General features: G+C 64.7%; 14 protein-coding genes and 1 tRNA gene. 8 read left to right on the forward strand and 7 right to left on the reverse strand.

Translation table 11 applies throughout. From position 1 onward, the window contains the following. Entirely contained in the window at positions 1–1,485 is a 1,485-nt protein-coding gene (gene dacB / locus SC1_RS15845) for a D-alanyl-D-alanine carboxypeptidase/D-alanyl-D-alanine-endopeptidase (RefSeq protein WP_062184808.1), read from the forward strand. On the opposite strand, the gene SC1_RS15850 is transcribed toward dacB, so the two are convergent. Next, positions 1,482–3,863 (reverse strand): penicillin acylase family protein, encoded by a 2,382-nt coding sequence (locus SC1_RS15850; protein ID WP_062186834.1) that lies wholly within the window; start codon positions 3,861–3,863, stop codon positions 1,482–1,484. The genes dacB and SC1_RS15850 overlap by 4 nt on opposite strands. A gap of 404 nt (positions 3,864–4,267) precedes the next feature. Here SC1_RS15850 and SC1_RS15855 point away from each other — a divergent pair, with 404 nt between their 5' ends. Beyond that, positions 4,268–7,282 carry a TonB-dependent siderophore receptor gene (locus SC1_RS15855; RefSeq protein ID WP_062184811.1) on the forward strand — a complete coding sequence of 1,005 codons (3,015 nt, stop codon included), beginning with the start codon at positions 4,268–4,270 and terminating at the stop codon, positions 7,280–7,282. 297 nt (positions 7,283–7,579) lie between these two features. On the opposite strand, the gene SC1_RS15860 is transcribed toward SC1_RS15855, so the two are convergent. Next, positions 7,580–7,654 (reverse strand) — tRNA-Gln (locus SC1_RS15860). 55 nt (positions 7,655–7,709) lie between these two features. Continuing rightward, a complete protein-coding gene (locus SC1_RS15865; protein WP_062184814.1) occupies positions 7,710–8,795 on the reverse strand; it encodes a branched-chain amino acid aminotransferase in 1,086 nt (361 codons plus the stop codon). A 77-nt stretch (positions 8,796–8,872) separates the two neighbouring features. Between SC1_RS15865 and SC1_RS15870 the strand changes: the two genes are divergently transcribed. Next, positions 8,873–9,382: a MarR family winged helix-turn-helix transcriptional regulator gene (locus tag SC1_RS15870; protein ID WP_062184817.1), complete on the forward strand. Its 510-nt coding sequence runs from the start codon at positions 8,873–8,875 to the stop codon at positions 9,380–9,382. Position 9,383: 1 nt separating this feature from the next. On the opposite strand, the gene proC is transcribed toward SC1_RS15870, so the two are convergent. Further along, positions 9,384–10,214, reverse strand: a complete 831-nt coding sequence (gene proC / locus SC1_RS15875; RefSeq protein ID WP_062184820.1) for a pyrroline-5-carboxylate reductase — start codon at positions 10,212–10,214, stop codon at positions 9,384–9,386. Between the two features lie 19 nt (positions 10,215–10,233). After that, positions 10,234–11,904, reverse strand: a complete 1,671-nt coding sequence (locus SC1_RS15880) for an alkaline phosphatase family protein (RefSeq protein ID WP_370568752.1) — start codon at positions 11,902–11,904, stop codon at positions 10,234–10,236. Positions 11,905–12,017: 113 nt separating this feature from the next. On the opposite strand from SC1_RS15880, the gene SC1_RS15885 reads away from it, so the two are divergent. The 5 genes from SC1_RS15885 to SC1_RS15905 all read left to right on the forward strand — a co-directional run bounded on the left by SC1_RS15885 (position 12,018) and on the right by SC1_RS15905 (position 16,418). Further along, the gene (locus tag SC1_RS15885; RefSeq protein WP_062186838.1) at positions 12,018–14,081 is read left to right on the forward strand and encodes a protein-disulfide reductase DsbD; all 2,064 of its coding nucleotides are present in this window, start codon (positions 12,018–12,020) and stop codon (positions 14,079–14,081) included. Beyond that, complete coding sequence (locus tag SC1_RS15890; protein ID WP_062184825.1) at positions 14,081–14,821, forward strand: TlyA family RNA methyltransferase; 741 nt, start codon at positions 14,081–14,083, stop codon at positions 14,819–14,821. Before SC1_RS15885 ends, SC1_RS15890 begins: the two co-directional genes overlap by 1 nt. Before the next feature lie 61 nt (positions 14,822–14,882). Further along, positions 14,883–15,434: a TspO/MBR family protein gene (locus SC1_RS15895; RefSeq protein WP_062184828.1), complete on the forward strand. Its 552-nt coding sequence runs from the start codon at positions 14,883–14,885 to the stop codon at positions 15,432–15,434. Between the two features lie 37 nt (positions 15,435–15,471). After that, positions 15,472–15,816: an accessory factor UbiK family protein gene (locus tag SC1_RS15900; RefSeq protein ID WP_062184831.1), complete on the forward strand. Its 345-nt coding sequence runs from the start codon at positions 15,472–15,474 to the stop codon at positions 15,814–15,816. Between the two features lie 95 nt (positions 15,817–15,911). Further along, positions 15,912–16,418, forward strand: coding sequence for a YbjN domain-containing protein (locus SC1_RS15905; protein ID WP_062184834.1), 507 nt, complete (start codon positions 15,912–15,914; stop codon positions 16,416–16,418). Between the two features lie 4 nt (positions 16,419–16,422). On the opposite strand, the gene SC1_RS15910 is transcribed toward SC1_RS15905, so the two are convergent. After that, entirely contained in the window at positions 16,423–17,376 is a 954-nt protein-coding gene (locus SC1_RS15910) for a right-handed parallel beta-helix repeat-containing protein (protein ID WP_062186840.1), read from the reverse strand. Positions 17,377–17,469: 93 nt separating this feature from the next. Then, positions 17,470–20,088 (reverse strand): methionine synthase, encoded by a 2,619-nt coding sequence (gene metH / locus SC1_RS15915; RefSeq protein WP_062184836.1) that lies wholly within the window; start codon positions 20,086–20,088, stop codon positions 17,470–17,472. Between the last annotated feature and the right edge of the window lie 7 nt (positions 20,089–20,095).

The following is a 20,095-nucleotide window of genomic DNA, read 5'->3' on the forward strand; positions in this document are numbered from 1 at the left end:
ATGACGCCATCGATCGGACGCTTCGCCTTCACCTCCGCCCTTGCCCTGTCGCTGTCGCTGTCGCTGACGGCCGCCAAGGCGCAAACGAGCGCAGCGCCCAAGCCGCTGCTGGCGACGGTTGAGCAGAAACTCGCCGAAGGTCCGCCGGGCTCACGCTTCGGCATGTTGGTCACGACGCTCGACGGCGAAGTGCTGGTGTCAATCGCGCCCGACCAGCGTTTCATCCCTGCGTCGAATACCAAGATGTTCACGACCGCGATCGCCTATGCCGAACTGCCTTTGCTCCAGCGGACCGCAAAGGGCACCGGCGTTCGGCTCGAAGAGCGCGGCGGCGTTTCCGATGTCGTGCTCCATGGGCGAGGCGATGCGCTGCTGTCGAGCGCCGACGACTGCAAAACCGACTGCCTGCAGACGCTCGCCGACGCGGTCGCGGCAAAGACGCGCCATGTGCGCAACATCGTCGGCGACGATAGCTGGTTCCCCGACGAACGCTGGAGCCCGGGGATGAGCTGGAACAATATCCAGTCGCGTTACGGCACCGGCGTGTCAGCGTTGACGCTCGACGACAATGAACTGGTGGCGAAACTGAAGCCCGGCGCGATCGGCGCCGCGCCGATAATCGAGGCGACCGGCTATTTCATAATCGAAAATCTGGTGACCACCGTCGCCGGGAAGGCTGAAGGTATCGAAGCGTTCCGTATGCCGAACAGCCGCGTCCTCCGCCTGACCGGCACCCTCGGCGCGGAGGTCGCGCCGATGACATTGCGCTATGGTATCGACGATCCCGCACACTACGCCGCCTGGCGCCTCGGCGAACTGCTGCGCGCACGGGGTGTGCGTGTCGATGGCGCGATCGAGGCCCGCCACCGCCCGCTGACCGCGGCCGACGATCCCGAAAACCGCAAGGGCGCAGTCGCCACCCTGCCCACCGAGCCAGCGATGCTCGCCGAACTGCCCGCGCCGTCGCTCGCCGAAAATATGGTGCGGATCAACAAGGAGAGCCAGAATCTCCACACCGAATTGATGCTGCGGCGCGTCGCCCGGCAGGCAGGCAGCGGTTCGATCGCCGATGGACAGGCGGTGATGCACAAAGTGATGACCCAGGCTGGGCTGCCGGAGGCGGGCTATCACTTTGCCGACGGCTCGGGGATGTCGAGCTACAACCGCATCAGTCCACGCGCCGCCGTCGGCTTGCTTAGCTGGATCGCACGCCAGCCGTGGGCAGCGGCCTGGCGCGCGACGCTGCCCATTGCCGGGCGCGACGGCACGCTCCAAAGCCGCTTCAAAGGCACGATCCTCGAAGGCAAGGTCTTCGCCAAGACCGGATCGCTCAATGCGTCGCGCGCACTGTCGGGATATCTCACGACGCGCAGCGGCAGGACGCTGATCTTCTCGGCTCTGGCCAACGACATGCCCGAGGACACCGACAGCCAGGCGACCGCCGCGGTCGATCGCGCACTCGTCGCCATCGCCGAAGCGCTTTAGGGCGGCGTCAGGACCAACCGCCCTATGGCGTGGCGGTCGACCGCCGCCTTGCTGTACCACAGTGGCTGCATCGCACCGGCAAGCCAGAACGGATAAAAGTCACGATAGCGCGGCGATCGGGGATCGGCGGACTGGCCGGGCAACAGCAGGAATCGGCTGTTGTCCCACGCGCCGACGTCGGCAACGAACAAATAGCTCGCGCCATGCGACACGTCGAAACCGCGCTTGGCATTGAAGCCGCGCGCCATCGGCGTGGTCCCATCGCCGCCCGAGCGGCCGCCCTCGATCTTCGGGAAGGCGGCGGCAATCGCGGGATGCGATGCCGCCAGCGGGTGCGCGATCGTGACGCGGTGCAGGTCGCCCCACCGCCAGCTCGCCGGATCGGCACCCCCAAGTTCGACTGCCCTTTTCCAGCCGGCCGCCAGCGCGCCGTCGACCAGCGCGTCGCGCGTCGCGGCGGGATCTGCCCCAAGGCGCTTGTCGGTCGAGGCAAGAATATGAAGCATCTCGGACAGGTTGACCGACGGAACCAGATCGCGCGCCGCGGCCGGCACGACCCGGTCGTAAAAGGCCGTCGACAGCGCAGGCATCACCATTTCATAGAGCAACGCCGCGGCGCTATCCGCCTCGATCCCGCAATTCCAGCGCCGTAGCAGCGCCGCCGCGGGGGCAGCGTCCGGCGACGGATTGGCGGGAAGCAGCTTCAGCAAAGCCCGCGCGGGGAGCGACTGAACATCATGCTGAAGCGCGATGCTATCCTCGATCCGATGTTTGCGCTGGGCGCTGAGCACCTCGGCAATGCGGTTATAACGAAAGGGATCGCTCCAGCTAAAGCTGATGATCCGCTCGCGATAGGGATAGCCCGCCGGAATGTTCATCTGGTTGGCCGAGGCGAACCAGCCTTCGCTCGGGTTATAGACATGCGGCATATCCTCGACCGGCAGGATGCCGGTCCAGTCGAAATCGCCGTCGCCGGGCGCCGGGAACAACCCGTCATGCTTCGGCCGGCGCGGGACGAAGCCGATCGTCTGCCAGCCGGTGTTGCCATCGATGTCGGCATAATGGTGATTGGTCGGCGACACGTGCAGCTTGAACGCCTGCCGAAGCGACGCCCAATCCTTTGACAGGTTGATCGCGATGATCGCGAAACGCTGATTGGCGCCCGGCAACATGCTGACCGTGGCAAAGGCAACGGCCCGATTGCGCGCGGCATCCTCCGACACGATCGGACGGCCCGCCGCATAGCGCAGCGTCACGCGCTCGGACGGCGCACCCTTGACTGCGATCTCATCCTCGAACGTCTCGAACGCCGTCCACTTGCCCTTGTGCCAATAGCGGCCCGGATCGCCCTCCTTCGTCCGCAGAATGAACAGGTCGGTCTGGTCGATATGGAAATTGGTACGGCCGAAAGCGAAGCGGTCGGTGTGCCCCTGCATGATCCCGGGCAGCCCCGGCGCGCCCGCGCCGATGACGTCGAGCCCCGGCGCCGACAGGTGGCACATGTGCCGCGGGCTGGCGCGGCCGATGCCGAGATGCGGGTCGTTGGCGAGGATCGGCCGCCCGGTCGCGCTGCGCGACGGCGCGATCGTCCAGGCATTGCTGCCGAGCGCGAAGCGGTCGCCCCGGCGCGCTTCGGGGTCGAGCTGCGCTTCCTGCACGGGATCGAAGGCTGCCGGCCGGTTCGCCGGATCCAATATGCCAAGATCTGTCTCGCTCACCGCCGCGCAGTCGAGCCCTTCGGGAACGGTGAAAGACCATGCGGGGCGCAGCGGCGCCATCAACTTGTCGATGTCGAGCAGGCCGCGCGCCTGCAGCCCCGCCCGCCGCACTTCGTCGTCGGCGTCCCCCATGCCGATGCCGCGGTTGCGCACGAGATCGGCGATATCCCAGCGCAGCGGGCTGATCCCGAGGATGCCATATTCAAGCGGCAATTGTGCAGGATCCGCGGCAAGTTCATCGATCCGCGCATTGACTCCGGCGACATAACCGCGCGCGCATTCCAACACGTCGGGGGGCAGCGCCGCCAATTCCGCCTCGATGTCGCCGCGATACAGGAAGAGCCGCGCAGCCTTGTCGGCGGCGACGAAGCGCGGGCCGAAAGCCTCGGCCATCCGCCCCATGTCGCGGCGATGCTCCATGTCGATCTGGAACAGCCGGTCGCGCGCGACCAGATAGCCTTGTCCGAAAAAGGCGTCGTGCAGCGAGGCGGCGCGGACGTGGGGCACGCCCAGTTCATCCTCGATCACCTCGATCGGCGCGCGCGCGCCGGATAGTTTGATGCGGCGGGTATCGCCCTTGATCCGGGGTTTCGCCAAAAGGCTGCCCGGCATCGCGGCAAGCGCGACCGAAGCCAGCAGGAACGCACGGCGCTGGATCAAAAGGCCCTCCCCGTTTATGAACAGAACGAACGTCGACCCTATCGCAGCACGACAAGCAAAGGCCATAGCAAGCGGGCCGCGTCCTATAACTGCAAGCTATCCGCGTGGGCGCCGCGCATTCCGGCAACCCCATATCTTCAGGCTATATGTCCATATCGCGAGGTTAGCCGCGAAGCTGTTGACCGGTTGCAGCCACCCTGTAACCTCGCTGTAACTAAATCGGCTATCGGCGCGCCCTGACTGCGACAACAGCCGGAGCATCACTGAAACAATATAAGAAGGCGGAGCGAACATCCGCCGAACGAACAGGTAGGACAAATAGGGCAGCCAACCCGGTATAAGGCCGGGGCACGCCTTGGGCGGCGTGTGGCTCGACCCTTTGGGTTAAAAAGGGGACTGCTGACATGCGTAATTTTGAACGAATTCGTCGACCGCTGGGCCGCACGGGCCGGATCGGAGCGGCGATGACCGCCATCGCGCTGGTCCATGGTGCCCCGGCGCTGGCGCAGGAGGCGACCGCCGCCCCGGACAGCGTCGAAGCCGTGCCGGTCGAACAGATCGTCGTCACCGGATCGCGCGTCACGCGCGACGGCTTTGAGGCGCCGACGCCGGTCATGGTGCTGACGCAGGAAGATATCCAGAACACCTCGCCGACCAACAACATCGCGGACTTCGTCAACCAGCTACCGGCACTCGCGGGGTCCATCCGTCCGTCGAACTCGCGCCTTGAGCTCAGCAACGGCATCGCCGGCATCAATGCGCTCAACCTGCGCAGCCTCGGCACCGTACGTACGCTCGTGCTGATCGACGGACGGCGGTCCGTGGGTTCGACCGCCAGCGGCGTGGTCGACATCAACACGATCCCACAGTCGCTGGTGGAACGCGTCGAAGTGGTCACGGGCGGTGCCTCGGCCGCCTATGGCTCCGACGCGGTCGCGGGCGTGACCAACTTCATCCTGAAGAAAGACTTCAGCGGACTGAAGCTGTCCGGCGATGTCGGCGTGACCGACGAGGGCGACGGCTTCAACTACTCGGCGAGCATGGCCGCCGGCGTCAAGTTCGCCGACGGTCGTGGCCGTCTGATCGTCGCGGGCGAGATCGCGCACTCCGACGGCATCTTCGAGGTCGATCGCGACTGGAACCACACCGGCTTCGTACGGATCCAGAACCCTGCCTGGACGGCCAACAGCACCGTGCCCCGTTACCTGCTCCGGACCCAGGTCGGCGCGGCGAACTCGACGCCGGGCGGGCTTATCACCGCTTCGACCGGAGGCACGGCAAATCGCCTGTGCGGAACCTATTTCGGACAGGGCGGGTCGATCAATCAGTACCAGTTCGGCACGTTGACCTTCCCTTCGCCGGCCTGCTCCGCCGTGCCGCAGTTGACGCAAGGCGGCGACTGGCGGGTCAATGATTCGGGCCGCCGCATCGGCCTCAGCCCGGAAGAAGACCGTTATGGCCTCTTCGGCCGGCTGAGCTTCGAGGTCAGCGACGGGGTCACACTTTTTGCAGAAGCCTCATACAATCGGCAGAAAACACTGTTCAACGCGGGTCCGAACCTGATGACCGGCCTTTCGCTGAATGCGACGGGTTGCGGCACGGCGGCGACTGCGGCGGCGGCCCCGACAACCTGCAACGCTTTCCTCTACAACACGCTCGGGCCAGCCGGGCTAACCGGCCTGACCAGCGCCACGCTGGCGACGACCGCCGTCGACTTGCCCGGCCGCGGATCGAACAATGAACGCAAGGTGCAGCGCTATTTGATCGGCGCAGAGGGCGAGTTCGAGGCTTTCGGAAAGTCGGCGAATTGGGACGTCTATGCCCAATACGGCCGCGCGGAGTTGCACGAGCAACTGACCAATATCCAGCAAACGGTGAAGAGGAACAACGCGCTCGCCGCCGTGTTCGCGCCGGCCGGCAATCCGAACAATCTTCCGGTCGGTTCGATCCAGTGCCTGATCAACGTCAACGCCAGCACGGCGGATGACGATCCCGCCTGCCGCCCGCTCAACCTGCTGGGCATTGGCGTCGCGGATCCCGCTGCGATCGACTATATCCTCGGCGATCCGTTCCGCGATCAGACACTCGAACAGACGGTGATCGGTGCCAACCTGTCGCTCACGCCTTTCGCGACCTGGGCGGGCGACGTCAGCATCGCGATCGGCGCCGAGTACCGCAAGGAGGAGATCGACGGGTTCGTGCCCGCCGAGTTCCAACCCATATTCAACCCAACCACCGGCGCATCGACCAGCGTGTGGTCGGTCGGCAACTTCCGCCCCAGCAAGGGCAGCTACAACGTCAAAGAGGCCTATCTCGAAACCGTGGTGCCGCTGGGCTTTGGACTCGAGTTCAACGGGGCGGTGCGCGGCACCGACTATTCGACCTCGGGCTATGTCACGACATGGAAGCTGGGTGCGACCTGGCAGCCCATCGACGACATTCGGCTGCGCGTCACACGCTCGCGCGACATTCGCGCGCCCAACCTTAACGAGCTGTTCCAGGCGGGTACCGCCAACACCTCGACCGTCACCAACCCGTTCTTCCCGGGAGCGGGGCCGGGGACCGGCACTTATGGCTCCAGCCTCTCCTACCTGGGCACGATCACGGGCAATCCGAATCTGAGGCCGGAGAAGGCGGACTCGTGGAACATCGGGGCGGTGTTCACACCCCGCTTCATTCCCGGTTTCTCCCTGTCGGCCGACTATTTTGACATCAAGGTGAAACAGGCGATCGACAGCCTCAGCGCGGACGACATCGTCAACCGCTGTTTCGAGGGGCTGGCGGACTTCTGCGCGGCAATCACGCCCGACCCGGCGAATCCCTCGCGCGTCCTGATCAGCCGCCAGCCGGTCAATTTCTCCAGCCTGGTCATGCGCGGTGTCGATCTGGAAGCGGCGTATCGGATGCCTCTCGCCGGCGGCAATTTCACCCTGCGCGGCCTGGCGACGCGCTATATCGACAACATCGTCACAACCGGAGTGCCCGGCTTCGTGCCGCTCAACTCCGTCGGGACGCTGGGGGTCGGCACGGGCACGCAATCGATCACGCCGAAGTGGATCTACCGCTTCACCGCGGCCTACGACACCGACGACTTCTCGCTGACAGCGACGGCGCGCGGAGTGAGCGACGGCCGGTACGATGCCACTGGCATCGAGTGTGGGACCACCTGCCCGATTTCGACCAACCAGTTTCCGACCTATGAGGACAACAGCATCGGCGGCGCGACCTACGTCGACCTCAACGCGACGTTCAAGTTCGACGCGATGAGCAAGGGCGACGCCGAATTCTTCGTCAACGTCACCAATGTGTTCGACTCCGACCCGATCCTGCTGCCTGAAACCGGTCTGGCCGCGAACAGCACCTATTCGGATCTGCTCGGCCGGTCCTTCCGCGTCGGCGTTCGCTTCAAGACGAAGTGACGCATCGCGAATGAAAGAAGAAGGGAGGGACCTACGGGTCCCTCCCTTTTCTTTTGGGGCGGTATTCGATCGGCTTTCGATCGCATCAAAATTTGGCCGATTGCGGACGGTCGGGCATCGTTCGCCCGTGCCAACGACTTCAGCCCGAACGACCGCACGAAACGCCGCGCCGCGCCGCTTACTCAACGCTTCAGCTCGTTAGAGTGGCGACCGGACCGCGTCGATGCCTGACGACTGAGCATTTCGTCAGAAATATCAGGCGGATAGTTCAGAAATTGGATGAAAATCCGCACCGGCTGGCTGGGGCGGCAGGATTCGAACCTGCGCATGGCGGCATCAAAAGCCGCTGCCTTACCGCTTGGCGACGCCCCAATGCGCCGGTGCGAGCGCGTCTATAGCGCCTCTCCGCTACTTGGCAAGCAGCGGGTCAGAGCCGGGTGACCCAGCCATAGGGATCTTCGGCGCGGCCGCGTTGGATATCGACCAGTTTGGCTTTGAGGCTTTCGGTCACCTGTCCCGGGCCGCCTGCGCCGATGGTAAAGCTTGCGTCGCCGCGCGTAACCTTGCCCACCGGCGTCACCACTGCGGCGGTGCCGCAGGCAAAGCTTTCGGTGAGTTTGCCGCTTTCCGCATCGGCCTGCCACTGATCGATCGCATAGGGTTCCTCGCGCACCGTCAGGCCGGCGTCGCGGGCCAGCGTGATGATCGCGTCGCGCGTGATGCCGGGCAGGATGGTGCCGGTCAGCGGCGGGGTCACGATGCTGCCGTCGTTGAAGACGAAGAACATGTTCATGCCGCCCAGTTCCTCGATCCAGCGATGTTCGGCGGCGTCGAGGAAGACGACCTGGTCGTGCCCCTTGGCGATCGCCTCACGCTGCGCGACGAGACTGGAGGCATAGTTGCCGCCGCATTTGGCGGCGCCGGTGCCGCCCGGTGCGGCGCGGGTATAATCTTCCGACACCCAGAGCGAGATCGCGGGAGCGCCCGATTTGAAATAATTGCCGACCGGCGAGGTGATGACGAGGAACTGATATTCGGAGGCAGGCTTGACGCCGAGGAAAACCTCGCTCGCGAACATGAAGGGGCGCAGGTACAGCGCACCGCCGTCGACCGGCGGGAACCAGTTCGCATCGGCGGCGACCGCTTCCTTGACCGCGGCGATGAACAGTTCCTCAGGCAGTTCGGCCATCGCCATCCGGCGTGCGCTCGCGTTGAAACGCGCGGCATTTGCCTCGACGCGGAATAGCGCCATCGAGCCGTCGTCGAGGCGATACGCCTTCAGCCCTTCGAAGATTTCCTGCGCATAATGGAGCACTGCGGTCGCGGGATCGAGCGACAACGGCCCGCGCGGCATCACCTGCGCATCGTGCCAGCCCCGCCCCTCGGCATAACGGATCGACACCATATGATCGGTGAAGACGCGTCCGAACGCCGGATCGGCGATCGCCGCCGCCCGTACATCGTCCGCGATCAGATTGGAGTGCGGCAGATGGGTGAAAGCGGGAGCGGACATGCGAAAACACCTGTGTTTGCTGGTTTATGGAGCGCGCCTCTTGCCAAAGACCGGCGCCGCGCGCAACGGTAGCGACTATGCCGGATGAGAATTTTCTTTCACAAGTACCCGCTGCCTCTGCTCTTTTCTTGCGCGAAGACGAGGTGCGTCGGGGCATCGAATTTCTGTTTTTCGCGCACGCCTCGCTGTGGCGTGCGATCGACGCGCGGCTCGCCGAAAAGGAGCTCGGGCGTGCGCATTACCGCGCACTCTATTTCATCGCTCGGCAGCCGGGGCTTACGATTTCGGACCTGCTCGCCTTGCTTGGGATCACCAAACAGTCGCTGGGCCGCGTCGTGAAGGAATTGGAGGCGCGGGAGTTTCTGACGACGCGTCCGGGCAACCGCGACCGGCGAGCGAAGGAACTGCGCCTGACCGACGCCGGCCGAGCGGCCGAGAGCGTGATTTTCACGGCGCTGCGCGACACGATGAGCCGTGCCTATACCCATGCAGGGCAACAGGCGGTGACCGGGTTCTGGCAGGTCAGCGAAGCACTTGTTCCCCCGCGCGAGCGCCGCCGGATCGCGACGCTCGGCAAGGAGGGCTAGCTCAACTTTCGCCGCGGGCGATATCGGCGAGTTCGCGCCCGCGGTCGCGCGCGGCGCGTAATACGTTGGTAAGCAACGCGGCGAGCTGGCCTTCGCTGTCGAGCACATCCAGCCCCGCCTGCGTCGTGCCGCCCTTGCTCGCCACCTGCGCGATCAGCACACCGGGCTTTTCGCCGCTGTCGGCAAGCAAAGCGGTCGCGCCGCCGAAGGTCGCGGTGGCGAGCGCCAGCGAATCCTCGGCCGACAGGCCCAGCCGTTCGCCCGCCGCGGCATAGGATTCGATCAGGCGAAAGACAAAGGCGGGACCGCTGCCGGTGAAGGCCGTCACGAGATCCATCGTCGAATCGTCGGCAAGCCGCACCGTCTTGCCGAGCGGATCGAGCAGCGCATTGATCGCCTTGTCGTCGGCATCGCCCGATGTGGCGACCGCCGACACGCCCGCGCCGATACGTGCGGCGAGGTTGGGCAGGATGCGGACCTGTGCCCCGGCGTCGGGGAAGCGGGCGGCGAGATCGGCGAGCGAGACGCCCGCGAGGATCGACAGGAGATGGACCTGACCGGTCGCGAGCGGCGCGAGTATCTCGGCGACGTCGCCCAGTTGCTGCGGCTTCATGCCAAGCATGATCCAGTCGGCGCTACCGCCCGCGGCCTGCCACTCGCCCAGCGATTCATGCTGGACGATGCTGGCGCGCGGCGCCGCAAACGGGTCGACGATCGCGACCAGCGCCGGGTCGAGCCCCGCCGCCAGCCAGCGATCGAGCATTGCGCCCGCCATATTGCCGCAGCCGACCAGCAGAAGGCGGCCGGAGAAATTCCGCAATGCTTTGGTCATAGGTCCTTCTTTTCTTGTCCTACCGACAGCTCGTCTCGGGCCCCGACAACAGGTCGAGACAACGGCCGTCGATCTTGCTCGTATCGACTGGAAGGCCGATCACCGACGCCAATGTCGGCATGATATCCACGGTCATCACCGCATTGGGCTGTTCGAAACCGGCGAGCCCCTTGCGCCAGAAGAGGATCGGCACGCGGCGATCATAATCCCACACCGACCCGTGCGTCGCGACATAGCCGATGCCCGATTCGGGGATCGGGGTGACTCGCGGCTTCAGCGCGATGATGAAATCACCCGACCGCTGCGGATTATATGAAGCACGCAGCTTGTCCATCAGGCTCCACGTATCGGGGGCGCGCTTCGAGATCGGATGCGCCTCCAACTGGTCGCGCGTGACCACCGCTTCGATCTGCGGGTGCGCGCGCAAGCGGGGCAGAATCTCGGCAAGAATGGCTTTGCGCTGCGCCTCGGTCAGCGTCTTCGCGAAATAATAATCGTCGCCGTCGCCATAGAGAATGGGCTGCGGCAGGCCAAGTTTCTCGGCAATTTCCTTTCCGATTGCCCCGGGATTGAGCGCCTTGTCGATACGCTGCGCATCGGGCCAGGCGTTCTGACGGTTGCGTTCGGGCAGGTCATGGCCGCCATGGTCGGCGGTCAACGCCACAACATAGTCCATCCCCGCCGCATCAAGCCGAGCAAAAAAATCACCGAGCTCGCGGTCGAGCCCCGCCATCTGGATGCACATCTCGCTGCCCTCGGTGCCGGTGCTGTGCCCGACATAGTCGGTCGCCGACAGACCGACGATGAGGAGGTCGGTGGTGCTGCCTTCACCCATCTTGCGCACCTGACGCAGCGCTGCCGCAGTCGCAAGCACTGCGCCGTCGGCCTCCGGCGACGCCATGAATTTGCGGAAGTCGCCAGCGTCGCGCGCCATCCGCCCGGTGCCCACCGTCGCGCCCTTATCACCAACCGGGATTGCGATATCGTGCGCCACACAATCCGCGGGTAGCGCCAGCGCCGTGCGCGGCTGGTTAATCGCGGCAGCAATCGCGGCGCTCGCCTGCTGCGCGGCTGGCGACAGCGTCGTACCGCGATAGCTGGTGAGCCCGGTGGGTGCGAGCCACATCAGTTCGTCGGCTTGCCGGCCGCCCATCATGATCGCCGAGCGGTCCTTGCCCGACACCGAAACCACCTGCGCCTTCGGATCGCGCGCCTTCATCAGGTCGCCGAGCGTCGGGACGAGCAGATGGTTCACCGACGGCGCATATTCGCCGCTTTTCGAGGTCGCCCCCGCGACTGTCTCATCCTCGGCGCAATAGACGCGCTTGTCGGCGCGCGCGACCGACAGGTCGAAATAATTATTGGCCACAATGCCCGTGTGCGCCGGATGATTGCCGGTCAGGATCGTCGAATGGCCGGGGCAGGTCTCGGTCGCACCATGCGCCTGATAGCCCGACGGAAAAACGATGCCCGATGCAAGCCGCGCAAGGCCGCCGGTGAAATGCCCACGATATTCGGCGAACAGGTCGGCTGAAAACTGGTCGACCGCGATCATCACGACAAGCTTCGGCGCCGGCGTCGCGGCCGTAACCTTTTGCGCCGGCGGGGCCGAATTCTGCGCGAGACCGGTTCCGGCAGCGGCGACACAAAGCACGGCGGCAAGGGCAGTGGACAGATATTTCAGCTTCACGGACGGCTTCTCCAAATGATGGTGGGGTGTCGCCCCAAAAAGCGCGGGCTGTCCTCTCGTCGAAAGCCGCCTATATGGCAAGCCTTCGAACGACGAACGGGCGCGGGCTGAGCATGAATTTGAGAAGTGAGGCTTTTGTGACACGCGTATTGCGCGCCCTGCTGGCATTGCTGGCGCTGACGCTAGTCACCATGAGCACGGCGCACGCACAATCGACCCATATACAGCCAAAACTGGTCGCCGAGTCGGCAACGCCCGCTCCCGGCGGCAATATGACGCTCGCGCTGACGATGGCGCCTGAAAAGACATGGCACGGCTATTGGGTAAATGGCGGCGACGCGGGCTTCGGCCTGTCCGTCGAATGGAACGCGCCCGAGGGCGTGACGATCGCCCCCTTCCGTTACCCGGTGCCCGACGCGCTGATCCTCTTTGGCATGATGAACCATGTCTATGAGCACCCCTATGCGCTGCTCGCCGAAGTTCAGGTCGACAAGAGCGTCGCGCCGGGCACCGACCTGACGCTATCCGGGGTCGCCAACTGGCTCGCTTGTACAGACAAGGTGTGCGTGCCCGAAAAAGCCGTAATTTCGGTCGCACTGAAGGCAGGCGATGGCAAGGTCGCATCCGCCGAGCGCACCCGCTTCGACGGCTGGCGCGCGCTGCTGCCGCAGCCGCTCGATCGCCACGGCACGTGGGAGCGGCGCGGCGACATGGTGCGCTTTGCCATCCCCCTCCCCGCCAGCACCGCGATCGACGCGCCGCATCTGTTCGTCGAGACACAGGACGTCGTCGACTATGCCGCGCCGCAAAGCTTCAGTCGCAATGGCGACCACATCATCGTCGAAACGCGCGTGAAGGGCGACAAGGCGGGGCCGATTTCGGCGCTACTGAAACTCGGAGCCGGGCGCGGTCTGTCACTGACGCTCGAACCCGGCACGGTTCCCGCGAAGGGCGAGGGGATCGCCGGGAAAGCCGGCGGCATCGACATGGGCCTGTTCTGGACCGCGCTCGGCGGCGCAATCCTTGGCGGGCTCATCCTCAACCTGATGCCGTGCGTATTTCCCATATTGAGCCTGAAGGCGCTTAGCCTTGCGCGTTCGGGCGGCGATGCGCGCAGCGCGAAGGTCGAGGCGCTAGCCTATACCGCCGGCGCCATCGTTACCGCATTGCTCCTCGGCGGCGCGCTGCTTGTGTTGCGCGCCGCGGGCGAGCAGGTCGGCTGGGCGTTCCAATTGCAGCATCCGGTCAGCGTATTGGCGCTGCTGCTCCTCGCGCTGGCGATCACGCTCAATCTGCTCGGGGCATATGAACTGCCGTCCTTTGGCCGTGGACAGGCGCTCGTCGACAAGGGCGGTGCGGCAGGCGGCTTCTGGACCGGCGCGCTGGCCGCTTTCGTCGCGACGCCGTGCAGCGGGCCGCTGCTCGGCGCGGCGCTGGGCGCGACACTGGTGCTGCCGGCATGGGCCGCGCTGCCGATCTTCGGCGGGCTGGGGCTGGGGCTCGCCCTGCCCTTCCTTGGGGTCGGCTTCGTACCTGCGCTGCGCAATCGGCTGCCAAAGCCGGGGCCATGGATGGACCGTTTCCGCAAATGGATGGCGCTACCGATGGCGCTCACCACCCTCGCGCTGGCATGGCTGCTGTGGCGCCAGCTTGGTAGCGGTGCGCAGTTGATGTGGCCAACCCTTGCGGTCGCGATGGCGTTCGTCCTGCTCACACACTACGGGTCGATTCAGCGCGGCGACCGGCGGTCGTGGCTGCTGTTCGCGTCCGGTCTGCTTCTGCTCGTCAGCCTCGCGGGCACGGTAACCGAAGTCGCCGAGGCCGAACGCACCGCCGACGGCGCCGGATCGACCTTTTCGGCGGATGCGCTCGCCAAGGCACGCGCCACAGGCAAGCCCGTCTTCGTCTATTTCACCGCCGACTGGTGCCTGTCGTGCAAGGCGAACGAGGCCGGCGCGATCAACCGCGAGACGGTGCAACAGGTCTTCGAAAAGGCAGGCGTCGTCACGCTCGTCGGCGACTGGACCAACGGCGATCCGGTCATCACGCGCACGCTGGCGGAACATGGCCGCAACAGCGTGCCGCTCTATCTCTGGTACGCGCCCGGCGCCGCCAAGCCCGAAATCCTGCCGCAGATACTGACTCCGGGCCTGCTCGCCGACAAGGCGAAGCGCTGATGGCGAAGCAGCGCGCCGACCAACTGCTCGTCGACCGCGGCCTGGCCGAAAGCCGGACGCGCGCGCAGGCACTGATCCTTGCGGGGCTTGCCTTCGTCGGCGACCGCAAGATCGACAAGGCTGGGCAGCAGATCGCCGACGATGCAGAGATCAGCGTCAAGGGCCGCGATCATCCGTGGGTGTCGCGCGGCGGGATCAAGCTCGACCATGCGCTGAGGCATCTCGGCTGGGACGTCAGCGGTGCGGTTGCGATCGACGTCGGATCGTCGACGGGCGGCTTTACTGACGTGCTGCTCAGCCGCGGCGCGGCGCGCGTCTATGCGGTGGATTCGGGGACCAATCAACTCGCGTGGAAGCTGCGGCAGGACGAACGCGTCATCGTCCACGAACAGACGAGCGCGCGCATCCTGACGCCCGCCCACATCCCCGAACCGGTCGACCTGATCGTCTGCGACGCCAGTTTCATCGCGCTGTCAAAAGTGCTGCCCGTACCGATGTCTTTCGCAAAAGAAGGCGCGCATATGGTCGCGCTGATCAAGCCGCAGTTCGAGGCGGAGCGCCACGAGGTGGGCAAGAAGGGCGTCGTTCGCGATGCCGCCGTGCATGCACGCGTTTGCGCCGAAGTGCGGGACTGGCTGACCCGCGAAAACTGGGAGGTCGCCGACCTCGTCGAAAGTCCGATCACCGGTCCGGAAGGAAATGTCGAATTTCTGATCGCTGCAGTGAAGCGAGCCGCTTGACGCTGCGCCGCACAATCGCGACACCAATGCAACGGATTCGCGTGTGGGGGATAATGCGGACATGACCGAAATCGCAACGCCGGGACAGCTTCGCATGTCCTATCTGCGCTGGGCGCTCGTTACTGTGCCAGCGATCGTGCTTGCGGGCAGCCTGTCGGGGCTCTTGTCGAACAGCGGTTATGGCAATCGCTGGTTCGCATCGCTCGACTTGCCACCGATCACGCCGCCGGGCTGGGTGTTCGGCACCGTCTGGCCGATCCTCTACATCTGCCTCGGCCTGTCGCTCGCGATGATCCTCCATGCGCGCGGCGCAAAGGGGCGCGGCTTCGCGCTGCTGCTCTTCTTCGTTCAGCTTTTCGCTAATTTCGCCTGGTCGCCGCTTTTCTTTGGGCAGCATCAGGTGACGACCGCGCTCTATGTGATCATCTTCATCTTGATGGTGACCATCGCGACGGCCTTCGCATTTGCGGCAATCCGCAAGGCGGCGGCGTGGCTGCTGGTGCCCTATATGATCTGGCTAAGCTTTGCCGCGATCCTGAATTTCCAGATCGATCAGCGCAATCCCGATGCCGAAACCCTTGTCCCCGCCGCCGCCAGCACCCAGATAAGGTGACGGCAAGGGGACAGACCCCGACGAAGGAATATGAGACATGCAAAGCGAAAACCGCTTTTTCGACGACCTCGCCAAGATGGTGAACGGCATTGCCGGAACCGTCGCCGGTGCAGGCCGCGAAGCCGAATCCGCGATGCGCGACCGTGCCAAGGAATGGGTTGGCCGCATGGATTTCGTCAGCCGCGAGGAATTTGAGGCGGTGAAGCAGATGGCCGCGACCGCGCGCGCCGAAGCCGAAGCGTTGAAGGCACGGCTCGACAAGCTCGAAGGCGTGGCGAAGCCGGCGGCGGCTCCGAAGGCTGCGGCGGCGCCGAAGGGCGCAACAAAGCCGGCTGCGACGAAACCGGCCGCGAAGCCTGCGGCGCGCAAGCCCAAGGGCTGACGCGCCAAGCGCGCGGTCCATTATGCACAATATATTCCCCGGATGGCACGGGACGCGGACTCGCGTCGCGGCGCCATCCGGGCTAAGGCGCGCGCATGAGTGACGATATTTACGACGATGATGACGGCCAGGACGCGGCACCGATGGAGATGCTGGCATCCTATTTCGCCGCGCACGACTGGCCGCACGAGATGGTCGGTGAGGACGAGATTGTCGCCACTGCACAGGGCAGTTGGACAACTTATGAACTGCGCGCGGTGTGGCGTGCCGACGACGGGGTAATCCAGCTCCTCGCTTTCCCCGACATTCGCGTCGTCGAGGACAAACGCGCCGTGGCGCATGAAGCGCTCGCGCTGATCAACGAGCAATTGTGGCTCGGCCATTTCGAACTGTGGTCGAACAGCGGCACGATCCTGTTCCGCCACGGTATGCTGCTCGGCGCCGACGCGTCGCTGCCGCTCGACCTCACCGAGACGCTGATCGAAAGCGCGATCGACGAATGCGAGCGCTTTTACCCGGTGTTCCAGTTCGTGCTGTGGGGCGGCAAATCGCCCGCTGAGGCGCTCGCCGCGTCGCTGATCGAAACGCGCGGCGAGGCGTAAGCCCCTACCGCTTCTCGAAACGCTTCAGCCCCGGCCCCAGTTCGTTTGGTCCGATCGCCAGCGGTTCGCCGCTCCAATCGGCAACGAACACCGAGTTTCGGCCAATGCCTTGCGGAATGCTCGCGCGATTGCCCTCGATCACCAGGCCGCGCGATGGATTGTCGCGTGCCTCGGCAGCGACGGCGATCAGCGCCGAATAATTTTCCTTGTCGCGCCCCTGGATCAGCAGATTGTTCACGACGCGGCCCGTCGAACCTGCGGGCAGGTCGATCAGATAATTGGTCGTCTTGCCCTGCGTGTCGTCGAAGCTGTTGTCGTTGATGTCGACCCGCGCCGCGCGGGTTTTCAGATAATGGCCGCCGCTGCCCTTTTCGAAGCGCGTGCGCGTCACGACAACGCGGCCATAGCTGCCTGTGTAAACGCTGTGCGCGCAGCTCAGGCCGCGGTCGCAGCGACCAAGGCGCGAGAAGGTCGAGCGGTCGATCGTCAGCGTCGCGGCGGGATCGTCGGCGGTTAGGATACCCTCCTCGCTGTTGCGGAAAAGGCTGTTCACGACGTCGAGGTCGCTCTGCTCGAGACGGATACCTGCGCCATTGCCGTCGGGGACGCGCATATTCTGGAACACGATCCCGTCGACTTTCGCGCCAGCACCGCGCAGCACCAGCGCAGCCTTGCCCTCGCACGTCACACCGTCGAAGATCGCACGGCCGGGTTCGACCGCAACGAAGGCGATGCGACCCGCGGTCTGCACGGCGCAATCGCGATGGTAACCGGGAGCGACGCGGATTGTGCCCTCGCCTTCCCCGATCGCATCGACGGCATCCTGCAACCGCCCGAAGCTGCGCCCATCGACACTATAGGGCTCGCCGCCGGTCTGTGCCGGCAGCGGCAGCGGCGCGAGAAGCAGCGGAAGGGCGAGCAGCGGCAGCAAGGGCCGGCGGAGAATTGCCTTGGACATCGCCGCGCCATAGCGGCTTTCGGGACCTTCGTCGCTCGCGAAGCTGGTTAATCGGGCGCCTGTCCCCTTATCGGACAGGCACACCGATGCAGGTTAATCGAGGTTCGGGCGTAGCCAGCGCGTCGCGGTTTCGATGTCGACCCCGCGCCGCTCGGCATAATCCTCAAGCTGGTCGCTACCGATCCGCGCGACGCCGAAATACTGGCTTTCGGGATGCCCGAAATAGAAGCCGCTGACCGCAGCCGTGGGCAACATCGCAAAGCTCTCGGTCAGCACCAACCCCGCATTGTCGCCAGCCTGGAGCAGGTCGAACAGGATCGGCTTCAGGCTGTGATCGGGGCAGGCGGGATAGCCGGGTGCCGGACGGATACCGCGATATTCTTCCTTGATCAGCGCCTCGTTTGTCAACTGCTCGCCAGGCGCGTAACCCCAGAGGGTGGTGCGGACATGCTGGTGCAGCCGCTCGGCAAACGCCTCCGCAAAGCGATCGGCTAGCGCCTTCAGCAAGATGTCCGAATAATCGTCCTTATCGGCGCGGAAACGCTCCGAATGCGGTTCGATACCGTGGATGCCCACCGCAAAGCCGCCCATCCAGTCGCCCGCCGGATCGATGAAATCGGCAAGACACATATTGGCGCGGTCGCGGCTCTTCTTGATCTGCTGACGCAGGAAAGGAAGCGTCACATGGCGCTCCTCCTCGGCGAGGTGGATCGTGACGCTGTCGCCGTCACGCGCGCACGGCCAGAAAGCACAGACGCCACGCGCCGTCAGCCATTTTTCGGCGATCAGCTTGTCGAGCATCGCGTCGGCATCGGCCTTCAGCGCCTGCGCCGTTTCGCCGACGACATCGTCTTGAAGGATCGACGGATAAGTGCCGTGCAGCTCCCACGCGCGGAAAAAGGGCGTCCAGTCGATGCATTCGCGCAAATCTTCGAGCGACCAGTCGTCAAAGCGGTGCAGCCCCGGCTGCAGCGGCGGCGCAGGCTTGTCGCTGAGATAGGCGTCGTAAAAATTGGCACGCGCCTCCTCAAGCGTATGCAAAACGCTCTGTCCTTTGCCCGCGCGCACGTCGCGGACATGCTCATAATCGTCCTTATAGCCCTGCACATAGGCGTCGCGCCCGGTGTCGCTGACCAGTGCAGTCGCGACGCCGACCGCGCGGCTCGCGTCGAGAACGTGAAGCACCGGGCCCTTGTACGCCGGGTCGATCCGCAGCGCGGTATGGACCTTCGACGTCGTGGCGCCGCCGATCAGCAGCGGCATAGTCATACCGGCGCGCTGCATCTCCTCGGCGACCGTTACCATCTCGTCGAGCGAGGGGGTGATCAGACCCGACAGGCCGATCATGTCGGCATCATTCTCGTTCGCCGCCTCAAGGATCTTCGACCAGGGCACCATCACGCCGAGGTCGACGATCTCGAAGCCGTTACACTGGAGCACGACGCCGACGATATTCTTGCCGATGTCATGAACGTCGCCCTTGACGGTCGCCATCACGACCTTGCCCTTGCCCTTGGCGCCGGGCTCCTTCGCCGCCTCGATGAAGGGCAGCAGATGGGCGACCGCCTTCTTCATCACGCGCGCCGATTTCACGACCTGCGGCAGGAACATCTTGCCCGATCCGAACAGGTCGCCGACCACGTTCATGCCGTCCATCAGCGGCCCCTCGATCACCTCGATCGGACGCGGCAGCAGCAGGCGCATTTCCTCGGTATCATCAACAACATAGGCGTCGATACCCTTGACCAGCGCATGTTCGAGCCGCTTTCGCACCTCCCAGCCGCGCCATTCCTCGGCCGCCTTTTCCTGCGCCGCATTGGTACCCTTATAGCGTTCGGCAAGCGCGATCAGCCGCTCGGTCGGCGATTCCGCCTCGCCGTCGACCTTGCGGTTGAGCACGACGTCCTCGACCGCCTGCCGAAGCTCGGGATCGATCGTGTCGTAAACGTCGAGCTGGCCAGCGTTGACAATCGCCATGTCGAGCCCGGCGGGGATCGCATAATAGAGGAAAACGCTGTGCATCGCCCGGCGCACGACCTCGTTGCCGCGGAAACCGAACGACAGGTTCGACAGGCCGCCCGAAAAATGAACGTGCGGACAGCGGACGCGAATTTCCTTCACCGCCTCGATGAAGTCGACCGCATAATTATCATGCTCTTCCAGCCCGGTCGCGACCGCAAACACATTCGGGTCGAAGATGATGTCCTCGGGCGGAAAGCCGATAGTCATCAGCAGCTTGTAGGCGCGCTCGCAAATTTCGATCTTGCGCTGCTTCGTGTCGGCCTGCCCGACCTCGTCGAACGCCATCACGACGACCGCGGCGCCATAGGCCATGCACTTGCGCGCATGATTCAGAAACTGCTCCTCGCCTTCCTTCATGCTGATCGAATTGACGATCGGCTTGCCGGGCACGCATTTCAGCCCCGCCTCGATGACATCCCATTTCGAGCTGTCGATCATCACTGGAATGCGCGCGATATCGGGCTCCGCGGCGATGAGTTTCAGAAAGGTCGTCATCGCATATTCGGCGTCGAGCAGACCCTCGTCCATATTGACGTCGATGACCTGTGCGCCATTTTCGACCTGCTGGCGCGCAACCTCGACCGCCGCGGTATAATCGTCGGCGAGGATCAGCTTCTTGAACGCCGCCGATCCGGTAACGTTGGTGCGTTCGCCGATATTGACGAAGCTGGAGGAAGCGGCGGTGGTCATCGAATAA

The sequence above is a fragment of the Sphingopyxis sp. C-1 genome (assembly GCF_001047015.1).
Classification (GTDB): Bacteria; Pseudomonadota; Alphaproteobacteria; order Sphingomonadales; family Sphingomonadaceae; genus Sphingopyxis.